Annotated in this window: 9 protein-coding genes and 1 riboswitch; all 9 genes read right to left on the bottom strand. The window is 44.9% G+C overall.

Annotated elements, in window-relative coordinates:
- Positions 1–107: 107 nt before the first annotated feature.
- Positions 108–263, bottom strand: coding sequence for an anti-repressor SinI family protein (locus BMZ22_RS00820; protein WP_090080050.1), 156 nt, complete (start codon positions 261–263; stop codon positions 108–110).
- A gap of 28 nt (positions 264–291) precedes the next feature.
- Positions 292–376: riboswitch (cyclic di-GMP riboswitch) on the bottom strand.
- A gap of 72 nt (positions 377–448) precedes the next feature.
- The gene (locus BMZ22_RS00815) at positions 449–1,996 is read right to left on the bottom strand and encodes an alpha/beta hydrolase (RefSeq protein ID WP_177183313.1); all 1,548 of its coding nucleotides are present in this window, start codon (positions 1,994–1,996) and stop codon (positions 449–451) included.
- A 447-nt stretch (positions 1,997–2,443) separates the two neighbouring features.
- Positions 2,444–5,536, bottom strand: coding sequence for an AAA family ATPase (locus BMZ22_RS00810; protein WP_090080047.1), 3,093 nt, complete (start codon positions 5,534–5,536; stop codon positions 2,444–2,446).
- Positions 5,537–5,553: 17 nt separating this feature from the next.
- A complete protein-coding gene (locus BMZ22_RS00805; RefSeq protein WP_090080045.1) occupies positions 5,554–6,738 on the bottom strand; it encodes an exonuclease SbcCD subunit D in 1,185 nt (394 codons plus the stop codon).
- Between the two features lie 260 nt (positions 6,739–6,998).
- Positions 6,999–7,961 carry a nuclease-related domain-containing protein gene (locus BMZ22_RS00800; protein WP_177183312.1) on the bottom strand — a complete coding sequence of 321 codons (963 nt, stop codon included), beginning with the start codon at positions 7,959–7,961 and terminating at the stop codon, positions 6,999–7,001.
- 348 nt (positions 7,962–8,309) lie between these two features.
- Positions 8,310–8,540: a hypothetical protein gene (locus tag BMZ22_RS00795; RefSeq protein WP_090080040.1), complete on the bottom strand. Its 231-nt coding sequence runs from the start codon at positions 8,538–8,540 to the stop codon at positions 8,310–8,312.
- Positions 8,537–9,712: a Ger(x)C family spore germination protein gene (locus BMZ22_RS00790; protein ID WP_218144011.1), complete on the bottom strand. Its 1,176-nt coding sequence runs from the start codon at positions 9,710–9,712 to the stop codon at positions 8,537–8,539. Before BMZ22_RS00790 ends, BMZ22_RS00795 begins: the two co-directional genes overlap by 4 nt.
- A 14-nt stretch (positions 9,713–9,726) precedes the next feature.
- A complete protein-coding gene (locus BMZ22_RS00785) occupies positions 9,727–10,869 on the bottom strand; it encodes a GerAB/ArcD/ProY family transporter (RefSeq protein ID WP_090080036.1) in 1,143 nt (380 codons plus the stop codon).
- A gap of 27 nt (positions 10,870–10,896) precedes the next feature.
- Positions 10,897–12,492, bottom strand: coding sequence for a spore germination protein (locus BMZ22_RS00780; protein WP_090080033.1), 1,596 nt, complete (start codon positions 12,490–12,492; stop codon positions 10,897–10,899).
- Positions 12,493–12,792 lie beyond the last annotated feature (300 nt).

The following is a 12,792-nucleotide window of genomic DNA, read 5'->3' as shown; positions in this document are numbered from 1 at the left end:
ACAATTATTACAATTCGTTTAAAAATGAATAACATTTAAAATTGCAAACAAAAAAATCGTATTCATCATCGAATACGATTCACAGATTTCCGTTAACAAGCATATGCTCAATCCTGCAAATGAGCTTCCTTTATATCCTTTTCCACCCGGACATTTCCCTGCAGAAACCGCCTGACCTCCTCAATCGTAAACCCCAGCTGCTGTGCTTCTTTTATTAGGAGGACCCATTCTTTATCATAAATATTTTGAACCTTCTCGTTCATATGCCCCTCCTTCTGGTACGATTGTACCGCAGGCAGTCCAGCCGTCATCACCCTGTCATGGAAGACCTGTGACTTTGCGTCCCCAGCTTTCGATGGGTTTGCCTTTTACTGATCAGTGACGTTAAATTATAGGTAGGACTTATCCTACCAAAAACAGCATTACCGATTCATTACCAGCTTAAGTATTATTTAATACGCTTTCTCAGTTTATTAGAACGTTCTTCCAAATGTTCTTCGTCGTGACTGTACCGGGATGCGATTTTTAAATAATGCCGCGCCTCTGTATAGTTGTTCTGATTCACATAATAGTCTGCGAGAAACAGCGCCATCATTCCAAACTCTTTTTCAAGATCACCTCGGAGTTCTAAAAACCATTCTTCATACAGACCGGGAAGTGGGTTAACAGGGATATTCCGAAGCAGTTGACTGTATAAAGCGGTTTTCACGGCTTCATTTTCGTTCAGGTGAGCATTTTCAATTTGCTCCATCAGTTCGCCCACATCCGAGGAGACCTCTCCCCGTATAAATACCATGTCTTTTTCAGTTATTAGAATTCCATAATTACTACCCGCTTCCAACGCTTTTTTCAAATGGTGCAACGCGACGCGCAAACTGTTTTTCGCGCTTTGCAACCCACTGTCCGGCCAGAATAAATCACACAATTCTTCTCTTGTCGCCGATTGATGCAGTGCGAGGTACACGAGCAGCTGTTTCGCTTTGCGTTTTCCCCACAAACCATATATCCGCTCGTCGTTTAAATAGACACTGAAACCATCCATTACATTAACGTGGAGATGTGCGGTTGTATGCTGTGAGATAAGATCATGCATTTCCGTATACAGTTCACTGGCAAGTGTCTTTCGGTATTGATCACGCTCAGGTGATGTTTGCCCGTTACTTTTTTGGATAAAATTATGAATCCAATCCGCTGTCAGCTCCGGCTGGTCCAACTGCATCATAAACGCCGCATCAGGCACAACATAATGCCTCGCATTCCGGTAAAATTGCAGCGTTGCACCAAACAGTTCGGGCAGATATAAATAATCTTCAGCACCTGATAAAAGTAGCGTCGGAACATTTATCCGGTTTAACTGCGCCGCTGCGTTACCTGCAAAATGGTTCCGGAACAGTTGAAAATAAACATCCGGCGCCACTTGCTTATACCCATCAAGTAAAATTGAGGCTTTTTCTTCAGTGAGCGGGTAACAAATTTGATCAATGAGCCGCTTTGCCAATGGGTAAAGCGAGCCTGCATTATCAACGAATGCTTTGCGTTCCTGAATGATTTTTTTACCCAGCTGTGTCGGGAAATAAACAGGTGCCGTCATGAGCGTCAGTGTTTGAAGGTTTTCATTCTGATAGTCAGTGGCATGCTTGACGCCGATAAAGCCCGAAAAACCCTGGGCAATAACGTGATAATCGCCTATATTGAATTCGCTTAACAGAAACGCCAAGTCATCAGCCTGTTTCGTCAATGTAACATTTTCAGCGTTTGTCTGACTTTTACCGAACCCGCGAAGATCGTAGAGTAAAACATGATAGTGCTTACGAAAATAAGGCAGTATAAAATTCCAGCTGTTCATATCCGGTCCGAGCCCATGAAGCAGAATGAGCGTTTCACTCGCCTCCGGGTCTTCAGACTCAATAAAATGGCAGTGAATCAGCACATTATCGTGCTTAACATAACCAATTGGAACCACCCCCTTAAAGCAAATACTTAACAATTCAAGCATGCTCAGTTTCATCATAACGAACAGGGTATACAAACTATTGCAGTCAAATGAAGGAATGCTAATCGTTGCCGTTCTTTTTTCATGGATTGCGGTTATTTTCTGAGTCTATATCCTCATTTTATCAGAAAACACAAAACTTTTGTAATTTATTTAAATCAGACAGGGTTGACACACCAAAAAACCCCCTTTATGCGTGAAAGCATAAAGGGGGGTTGATCGGTACACCGATTCCTGCCGTCATGCTCGTTAGCGACTCGATTGGCTGATGATGTAACGGAATCGGCTCAAACGGGCACAGATTTGGCTCAAATAGCAGTGAAATCGGCTCAAGTTCACACGATTTCCGCTCAAATCTACACAATTTTCCTTAAAGTTCACAATTACCACGGTGCTCGTCGTGTGGCAAGTGTTTTCTGAGAAGCAGTGCTTCTCCATTTAAGCCGGGTTTTATTTTACTACAAATTCGGTTCTGCTGTGGCCTTCTTTTGTCTTTTGAACTTCCAGCATTGCCGGAAAGATGGTCTTCAGCTCCTGCACGTGTGAGATAACACCGATCATTCGGCCTGACTGCTGCAAATCGATTAATGTGTCAATTGCTTTATTCAGCGATTCTTCATCAAGTGTGCCGAAACCTTCATCGATAAACATTGTATCGATTACGACGTTGCCTTGGAAACTTTGGATGACATCCGACATACCGAGGGCGAGACAGAGCGATGCATTAAACTTCTCACCGCCTGATAAGGTCTTAACATCACGCCGCTGCCCGGTGTATGCATCATCCACATCGAGTGCCAAGCCGCTTTGCTTCCCGTGCGCTTCCTGACGATCACTTCGCCGCAATGAGAATTGCCCGTTGGACAAACGTTTTAATCGAATATTGGCAGCGTCAATAATCTGCTCCAAATATTCAATCTGCAAATACCGTTCAAACGAAATCTTCTGATCGTTCTGGCCGCGCAGCACATCATGCAAGTCAGCGATAACGGAGAATTCCTTTTCACGTTCGGCAGCCTGTTCATGTGCGGTTTCAATATTTTCTTTTATCGTCATCGCCTGCACGCGGTAATCCTTTGACTGATTGAGCGTTCGGTATGCTGCTTCGTACGCCGTTTTCAATGTCTGCCGTTCTTCTTCAAGCGCTTCGAGGTCGGCGGGCTTTCGATCTTTCAAAGTTTCAGCAAGCTCATGTACCTGCTGTTTCTTGGCAGTCAGATTGTCATTAAACTGCCTGATCGCCTCTTTCAGTTCTTCACGCGCTGAGGACATCATTTTGGCCTGACGGTAGGCGTCTTCTGATTCGAACTCTGCCTTTTCCAATGCTTCATGGAATGTTTTTTCAGCTTTCTTGCGTTTTTCGTTTGTTTCACTCAGTTGATTTTTTGCGTTGGTCAAATCCGCTTGTGTTTTGGCGGCCGTTTCTTTTGCCTGCTGGAGCGCTTGTTGTGCATGTTCCCAAGCCTTTTCAAGATTCGCTTTGTGCGCTTCCGTTTCAGTAATCCGTTTTTCCAGTGCCGTAAGTTTCTGGACATCTTCAGGAATGTTACGCACTTGTTCTTTATAAACAGCATGAGCTGACTGATACTCCGACTGCAGTTGTTGATGCGCTTTATCGAGCTGATCTTTTTGCGATTCAAGATTTTTTAATGCTTCCCTGGCTTTTTCCAGCTTTTCTTTTTGCTGCTTCAGTTTTTCCTGTTGTTTTTTCAGTGATTCGACTTCTTGCTTGAGTCCGGTTCCTTTTTCAAATAACTGGTCACGGACCTCTAAAGCCTTGTCGGCAGGAATGTCATACTGCTCAAGCTCTTGCTTTTTCTGTGCAAGATGATCGGCGTTTGTTTTGTATTCAGCTTCGGCTGCGCGAAAATTCTTCTCGTTTTCTTCCATGTCTTTTTTCAGGGCATTAAGCACCTCACGCGTAACCATTTCACCATGCTGGCTTGCTTTATTCGGATGTTCTGTACTCCCGCACACAGGACAGGATTCTCCGTCATGCAGATGACCTGCCAGCACAACGGCCTGATTGTTCAGCCAGACGTCTTCTTTGGCGTTGTATGCTCGCTTGGCTGCCATAAAGGCTTTTTCTTTTTGTTCCAAATCCTGTTTTAAGGCGGATTGTTTGGTTTCAAGTTCGGCAAATTCATGTGCTGCTTTATACTGTTCGCGGGCTTCCATCAGTGCCTGATGTTTATCCGGGAGCTGACTGACAGCTTGGTCAAGTTCGCTCGTTTGTTTTTCAGTGCTTTCGACGGTTTCTGTCTGTTTCGCGTGTTCAGATTTAACTTTTTCAAGATCCTTGGCTGATTGCTTGCCTTTTTCGCCGAGCGTTATGAGGTCATTTTTCTTTTTATCAAGCTCTTTCACGGTCGGGAGGAACCCTTTCAATCGTTCAAGCTGGCGTGCTGCCTCGTCACGTTCATTGCTTTTCGCTTCCTCCTGCTGGTAGACCTTCGAGGCTTGATCAAGTTTAACCCGTGCGTCTCTATCCGTCGTTTCAGCTTGCTGTAAGGCCGTATTTTTCGTTTTTTCATCGTTTTGCCATTCAGTGACCTGCTTTTCATAGATTTCCAGATGACTTGCCCGTTCAGCGTTTGCGAGCTGTTTTTCTTTTTCCTTGAATGCCGGTACTTGTTTCTCCAAATTATTCAATTCGGTCTTTTTCTGATCGAGGTCGGCGAATTGATTATTCAGTGCCTTTGCCTCATTCAGCTCGGTCTGTTTTTTGTCATGTTTGTGATATGCCGTTTGATACGCTTGCTCATCGGCCGATATTTTATCCGTATAATACGCTATTTCTTTATCAAGACCATCGATAATCTGATTCGTATTGTAGTAATCGCTCGTGAGCACATCAAACAATTCAGCATCTTCCCGTTCAGGCAGTGCTGTATGTAAGCTGTTTATATGATGATCCCGCGATTGCTGCAGCTGCCTAAATGCTTCCTGCGCCTGACTTTTGCGGTCTTTTAGAAGTTGATTAATCGCATTATAACTTTCCGTTTTAAACAGCCGTCGCAGTATCGCTTCTTTATTTTCCGTTTCAGAGGTCAACAGCTTTCGAAATTCACCCTGTGGCAGCATCACAATTTGCTTGAATTGATCCTGCGTAAGCCCAATGATTGATTCTAACTTACGATCAATCTCCGAAACAATCTGCCGGTCGACACACGGCACTTCCTGACCGTCTACTTTCTCATAAAATTCATATCGTTCACCGGTCTTGGATTTATTTCCTTTTTTAACATGACCGAGCTGCCGGAGCACGCGGTAGTAATGGCCATGTATTTCAAATTCCAATTCAATTGCTGTATGCGTGTCATCAGGTGCAAAGTCGCTCCGAAGCATCCGGTTATCTTCTCTGTCGCTTCCGCTGGCACTGCCATATAATGCAAAACAAATTGCATCGAAAATCGTTGTTTTACCTGACCCGGTGTTGCCGGCAATCACAAACAAATTATTGCCATCGAGCTCATTAAAATCAATCGATTCAGTCTGCTTATATGGTCCAAATGCTGTCATCGTCAGTTTTATTGGACGCATTGATTATCCCCCCCTTACTAATTTTTTACCATATCTTTGGACGGTTTCGATTCACGTTCTTCTTTTAAGCGTTCGTCGAGAATGTCCTTAAACAGTGACTCTGTATCCGCTGAAGCTTCGTAACCCTTCACTTCTTTATAAAAGTTCCTGAATAAATCGAGATCGCTCATTTCCGTGCGTTTTGTGTTGCTCGATGATTCAGACTGGTCATGGGCCGTCTTAAAACTGACGCGCTCAACGTGCATGGCATTTGGATAAATCGACCTGATCCGCTCCATTGGCGATAATACCGGCGCTTCATCCAACAGCCGCACAAATACATAATCGTCACTGGCCGGATGGGTTAATAACTCTTCCATTGTCGCTTCAACCGTTCTGATATTCCGTTTTGGCTTAAGCGTGCGTTTTTCAATCGTTACATTGCCGTCTTCATCCAGTTCTACAACCGAATAGCCTTTCTGATGATGTTCTTCAGAGATGGAATATTTTAGGATGGATCCGCAATACCGGATGGTTTCATGATTAACGTGGTGTCCCTGATGCAAATGCCCAAGCGCCGTATAATCGAATGCGTCAAAGTTTCTCGCGTCAACATATTCGGCGCCGCCAATCGACAGCGGGCGCTCCGACTCACTCGTATTCGCTTCTTCCTCGCCGAATGGTGTGACGAATGCATGACCAATATACACATGCCGCGCGTCAGGATCCATCTCCCGCTGAATGATTTCGGTGATTTTCCGGGCTGCATCATTATGGCTGCGGATTGTATCATCGTCAGTCATCGTGCGCACAACACTTGGATCACAATACGGCACCAGGTGGAAATGAACCGGTCCATGTTCATCAAAGAGTTCAACAGGCTTAAATTCAGGATCGAAGTGACCTGCCATGTAAAACCCGTTTTGCTTCATAATATTACTGCCAAAATCAAGCCTCGCCGGACTGTCATGATTGCCTGCCACCGCCAACACGGGTATGTTTAACTCCAGCACGATTTTACTCAGCGTCTCGTCCAGCAAATGCACTGCCTCAGTCGGCGGCACCGCCCGGTCATATAAATCCCCGGCAATTATTACCGCATCCGGCTTTTCCTCTTCTACTGCTTGTGCGAACTGTTCCAGCACGTAACGCTGGTCCTCCGTCATATAGACGCCCTGAACAAGCTTCCCCAGGTGCCAGTCCGCCGTATGGAATAATTTCATACCGCTCTCCCCTTTTACGGCAAATTCTATCTTTCTCTATTATAGTACAAAATAAGTATATCGTGGGTTATAAATATGTGAGTGGCACCGTATCAGCATTAACCGGCGAGAAGTGCTCCGCGGAAACGCCTGCCACCCGGAGAGCACTAACTTCAGCGAAAAATTTGTCGACTTGAGCGAAATTCACGTGAACTTGAGCCGATTTCAGAGCTTTTTAAGCCGATTCGCTGATCCTTTAAGCGAAAATGCTATTTTAATAGTTACTCTTCACCCAGCCGATAGCGCAACCCACTCCCGGTGCCAAACTTTTTCAACCCTTGCGAATGCAGCAACTTCCTTGTGACACTGTTGGAATTAAGCTTCAAAAAGGCCCGGGCTTCCCGGTTATTGATCGACTCACCAATCAGCAAGCGATAATCTGTCAATGCCTGCCAGTGTGCTGTTTTTGATTTAAATTGGCAACCCATGCACACCCATTTACCACTTTTCCACTGCATTGGGACGCCGCTGCACGCCGGACAAGCCACACCTTTGACGAGATCCTCCATTGTTATTCCAAATTTTTCAACCCCGCCATAAACCTCAGGTGTGTGAGCTTCAAGCAAACATTGAGACAGCTCTATTAACTGATCATTAGAAAAGCATTTCATCGTATATTTTTTGCTGAACAAATCAATCATTGGAAGGAATTTATGACGATGCATGACCGTCTCGGAAATCGTTGAATTGTTGGTAAGATTTCTCAAATACGTACTATCCTGGCTGAAAACAACAACCTTTTCGATTGGCACGGCGGGGAAATTCCCCGCACGCAGCCATGATAACAACCTTCTTTGTTGCAAATAAACTTGATCTACGGGATTTCCAAAGACCTCCACTTTATCCGCGGATTCACGGTAGGCCTGTCCCATCTCGTCAAAATTCACGTGATCATATATATTTTTAACCTCAATAATCAGGAAAAAGTAAAGTGATAAAAGAAGGAAGTCCATTTGAAAATGGCCGTTCTCGTCAGGAATTCTTAAGTAGTGGTAGATTCGGAAGTCATCTTCAGGTAGAAAGTTCAAATGGTAGAGGAGGGATTCCTCACCCCTGTGGCCCGAGAGAAGATTGGCAGCGGCCTTACTGATGGCAGGTTTCTGCGGATGGGTTGCAGCAATACGCCTATCAAGAGCGAGCGCCTTGTGGATGTGGAGCGGAAACGTCAGTGGTTTAACATACAATAGCACACAACCTTTCGTATTAAATTTTCGACCATAATAATACATTCGACACGATTGGGCAAAATCCTTTAAAATTTTTTTGATTAATTCGGAGGCGCACAAATTGTAATCTCCAGCGCTTAGCAAAACTTCCAGCGCATCCGGAAATACTTGTGAGCAACAAAACGTTCCTGCATCGAAGCAGTATCGACCGACGGGGAGTGCTGCTCCGCGGAAACGCCTGCGACCCAACGACTACCAACTTCAGCGAAAAATTTGTCGACTTGAGCGAAATCCGTACCAACTTGAGCCCATTTCAGTTCTTTTTGAGCCGATTTGCTGGTCTTTTAAGCGAAAAACCTGAAAAGGTCATTCCCCCGTCATCCATCCGCCCACCGATTTAAACAGCCAACTGACAAATTCGGTGGGTCCGGAAAGATTCGGGAAAATGATCAGCACAACCGCCAGAAGAAACCCGCCCCCTGTTAAAACGATAAAGGTTCGTCTCTCCTTTTTCATGTCCTCATTTGTGCTTGGCCATTCATACAATGTTATTAAAATAACAACCACAGCCGTTAAAATGATGCTTATTATTTTCATTCGTTTGTGACCTCATCTTCTGGCAGTGCCGGTGGTGATGTGGACCTGCCGGGCCGTTTTATTTCCACATCACTTTCAATATTAACGGTTACTTCGGAAAACTTTTCATCCCAATTGTCTTTAACCGCTTCCCATTTATCCGGATACTTGCTGTCAAATGATTCACCGAATCCAAGAATGTCTGCCTTCATATCTTTCTGGACTTGTTCCAGCGCAATGTGAATACGTTGTTCGACCTTTTCTTCCAATTGTTTTTCAAGTCTTTTTATCGTATCCGGCTTCATTAAATCCAACGTGGTGTGATTTTCAACCGCATCATCGATCGCATTAATTTGCACGGTCATTGTCCAATTGTCCCCCTTAATTTCGGGAACAAGCTTCGTCGTTGCATCTAAAACGAGGAAAGAAATATAACCGGTTTCGCCCTCGGGCTGCACCATGATGGTAGCTTCTTCAATTTCGTCACGAATCCACATGACACCCCTCGTAGCACTGTCATCCAGCTGTCCAACCATTTTTCCGTGTTTAAATACAGCTGCTCCCTGGACTCTTAACCCATACGAGTGGGGCGGTTCTCCCTCGATTGTGATAATTGGCAGTGCCGCATTCTCACTCGCGTCAGCTGTCATTTGCAGTAATTCTTTGACTTCAACACTCATCCCGATTCTTAAATCTGCAAGTTCCCGGGCTGTTTCAGCCGAGCTGGATTCCAGATCAGGCATCACTTTAAAGAAGTCGGCCGGAACACCCTTTGTAACATAAACATACGATCTCAAGCGCGGTCTGGTATAGCGAGCGAGAAAATCGATATGATCGCGTATTCCTTTTTCAGCTAATTTTTCACTAATGAACACTACTCTATTATGGCCGGAAAACAACTCTCGTGAAACTTTCTCCTGCAGTTTTGACCTGGCATCAAAAGTTGTTTTACCGACTTCTTTTTCCATTGTTGTCAGCTGACCTGTCCCTTGCTGTCCGCTATTACCGCTCTGCCCACTTGCCATTGAACTAGGATTAACTATCTGCACTGATAGTTGAACCTCTTCATCCTCTGTTTCATGCAGGCCGAGACCGACAATAATCGCTAAATCATTTATTTCCGTCCGATCCCAGCACCCTGCAAGCAATAGCATCAGAAGAATAGCGACGGGTGTTATCAGCCATTTTTTCATTACCATAAGCCGTCTCATTTAGACCTGTCCTTTCCTGCTGAGGCATCACTGCTGGTTCGATTATCGGTGTTTTGTGACCTCAATCCCCTTGCCGCTGCAGTCACCAACAGCATTGTTGGCAGGAGGGCCAGAAATAGAAGTGCATATATTGGAAACGTTTCTTTCAGGAATTTCTCAAGTTCCTGGACATTTTCTGCAGACCAATGTCCGAGCACGCCAATAATAAACGCATACGGAAAAACAATCGGACGATAATCGCTTAACCTCACCCATTGTGCAGTGCTCAAGACGGTGATATACAAAAGCACTGATATTTTTATAAAAATACCGCCCACCCAGATTGCCATAACAACCGATTCCATATGCTGAATAAATTCAGCGATGCTGATATACCGGGCAGCTTCCATGACGGGATAGGTGAATGTCGGGGTGAGCGCACCGAAGATAAACAACGTCACAAGATTGGTAACAACCATGGTAATTATAACGGCAACAACCGTAATGATGCTCCATTTCGCGCTTTTTTTCCGATTTCTCAGAAAAGGAAGCATAAACGCTATCACAAAAAACTCAAGAAACCAGCCTGCTGCCACAGTTGCACCTTTTAAAGAAGGCATTATGCCATCTTTAAAGACGGGCTGCACATTGCCCGGGGTTATATCCGGTATGAGTAAGAGTAGGACCACGATAAATAACACGGTCACCACAGGCACAAACACTTGCGCGCTTCTGGCCATTACTTCAATTCCGCCTCTTACGGCAAGTGCACATATAAAAATCATGCTTCCAATAATAACGGCGAGCGGAGTATCTTCGAGAAAGTTTCCTTTGACAAACTCACCATACTCTCTTAAAGTAACCCCGCAATTATGGGCTAAAAAAAGGATGAATAACAGCCCGATTGCTTTTCCTAAAAATTTACCCACTATCACTTCACTGTATTGAATAATTGTCATGTCAGGGAAGCGATTATTCAGCCTGATAGCAAGAAAGACTGCCAAAAAACCTGCAGCAGATGCCCAAATTGGTGACAGCCACATATCCTGTTTAGCCTGATCCCCTGTTATGGCCGGAAGAAGCAGGATTGCTGTGGCAATGATCGTTGGATAAACAAGAATCGCCATTTGCAAGACACTTATTCTTCCATTCTCAATCACGTTTGTCACCTCCATCTTAGCCGCCGATTAGTCTTTACCTCTTATCGGTGATGGTTTTTGATTATCAGCTTGCCGATAATCATTTGTTTCCCCTGTAAAGCGGGGTCTTGTGTTCAGCTTCCACCAAGGGGCACGAATCAGAACATCCTTCATGCCCCGCCATTTCATTGGGGCCATTGGACTGAGATAAGGTTCACCGAATGAACGTATCGTTGCCATATGGACAATAATGCCAATAATTCCGAGCATAATCCCCAAAAGACCGAGTGTTCCTGCAAGAAAAATCATTGGAAATCGGAGCATGCGAACGGCGGCCGATGCTGAATAACGCGGTATCGTAAATGATGCCACGCCCGTCAATGCAACCACAATCACCATCGGGGCAGACACAATACCTGCTGAAACGGCTGCTTCTCCAATGACCAGCGCGCCAACAATACTAACAGCAGAGCCCACTTGTTTCGGCAGACGCAGACCGGCCTCGCGCAACGCTTCAAACGTAATTTCCATCATGAGCGCTTCGATCAGTGCCGGGAAGGGAACCTGGGCGCGTGAAGCTGCAATACTGAATAATAGCGTGGTCGGCACCATTTCCTGATGATACGTCAGCAATGCAACATATAATGAAGGCAAAAACAGCGAAATCAGAAGAAAAAAATAACGCAGCCAGCGAATCGATGTGCCGATTAAGAAACGTCCGTAGTAATCCTCACTAGACTGAAGCAATGAATAAAAGGTCGCAGGAACTATTAAGACAAATGGTGACCCGTCAACCAAAATGGCGACACGGCCTTCCAGCAAGTTTGCGGAAACGATATCGGGGCGTTCGGTTGACAACACCTGTGGGAATGGTGACTGTGGGTGGTCTTCGATATACTCTTCCAAAACGCCGCTATCCAGAATACCGTCCACGTCTATCCGGTTTATTCGGCTTGCAGCTTCTTTTATGACTGATTGATCTGCAACGCCATCAATGTAAGCAATTTTAATCGCTGTCTTAGTATATTCGCCGGCTTCCATCGCTTTCATTTTCAGTTTAGGACTTCTGATTCGCCGCCGAATAAGTGACGTGTTGACACCAATCGTTTCAACAAATCCTTCACGCGGTCCTCTGACCACCATTTCCGCCTGGGGTTCCTCAACCGAACGATTTTCCCATTTGGAAAGCCCCAGTGCAAAACCGCTCGTTTGCTGATCAACAATGATTACCGGACTGCCGGATGCAATCTCTTTTACACTGTCCGAAAACGTCGTAACTTTTTTCACGTCAGAGACTGCCACTTTTTTATTAATTAATGTGTCGACAGTCGTGTCACCATCAGCTTTTGATTTGATGAGCGGGGAAAGCACACTGTCATCGATTTCTTCAATATTTGACAAACCTTCGATATAAATAAGCAGCGCTTTAACCTGTTCGCCTATGTAAAACGGCCGGAATATTACATCAGAACTGTTGTCATATATCGACCGAAATGTGTTCTCATTAGCACGTAAGCTGTCAGAAAGCGGCGCCTTGCTGTCAACTGACGGTTCAAGCTTGGCAGTTTTATCAGCTTGTTTGGCTTTTTGCTGTTTCAGCCGCCTTCTTTTCAGTGGCAGTCTCCCCTTTTGCCCATTTTTCATTCGGGTGCATCCTTTCTGCTGCAGCTGGTTGAACACATCTTAGGTTGTTTCATAATGCGTCTTTTTATACGATTCGGTTATTTTCAAGTGAGAATTCAAAAAAGATCGGCCTAAGCAAATTTTTTAAAAATCTGCTTAAGGCCGATCTTTTTCCATATTAATGGCTTTTCAGACTGCTTTGTACACGGCAAGCCCGAATCAGACACTCATTCGCGTGGTGTGTGGAGGATTTCGCGTGGTCCTGTCCCGAATTCGGTTGGTCTCTTTGAAATTTCGGTTGGTTCTTCCCCGATTTCGATT

The organism is Lentibacillus persicus, assembly GCF_900112705.1.
GTDB lineage: Bacteria > Bacillota > Bacilli > Bacillales > Amphibacillaceae > Lentibacillus > Lentibacillus persicus.
Note: the sequence above shows the minus strand (reverse complement) of the source record. Positions and strands in the feature narration are given on the sequence as shown.

What these genes read in the sequence shown, in the direction of transcription:
- BMZ22_RS00780 (WP_090080033.1), bottom strand. Translation starts at nt 12,492, where the DNA reads ATGAAAAATGGGCAAAAGGGGAGACTGCCACTGAAAAGAAGGCGGCTG.
- BMZ22_RS00815 (WP_177183313.1), bottom strand. Translation starts at nt 1,996, where the DNA reads ATGCTTGAATTGTTAAGTATTTGCTTTAAGGGGGTGGTTCCAATTGGT.
- BMZ22_RS00820 (WP_090080050.1), bottom strand. Translation starts at nt 263, where the DNA reads ATGAACGAGAAGGTTCAAAATATTTATGATAAAGAATGGGTCCTCCTA.
- BMZ22_RS00810 (WP_090080047.1), bottom strand. Translation starts at nt 5,536, where the DNA reads ATGCGTCCAATAAAACTGACGATGACAGCATTTGGACCATATAAGCAG.
- BMZ22_RS00795 (WP_090080040.1), bottom strand. Translation starts at nt 8,540, where the DNA reads ATGAAAATAATAAGCATCATTTTAACGGCTGTGGTTGTTATTTTAATA.
- BMZ22_RS00790 (WP_218144011.1), bottom strand. Translation starts at nt 9,712, where the DNA reads ATGAAAAAATGGCTGATAACACCCGTCGCTATTCTTCTGATGCTATTG.
- BMZ22_RS00805 (WP_090080045.1), bottom strand. Translation starts at nt 6,738, where the DNA reads ATGAAATTATTCCATACGGCGGACTGGCACCTGGGGAAGCTTGTTCAG.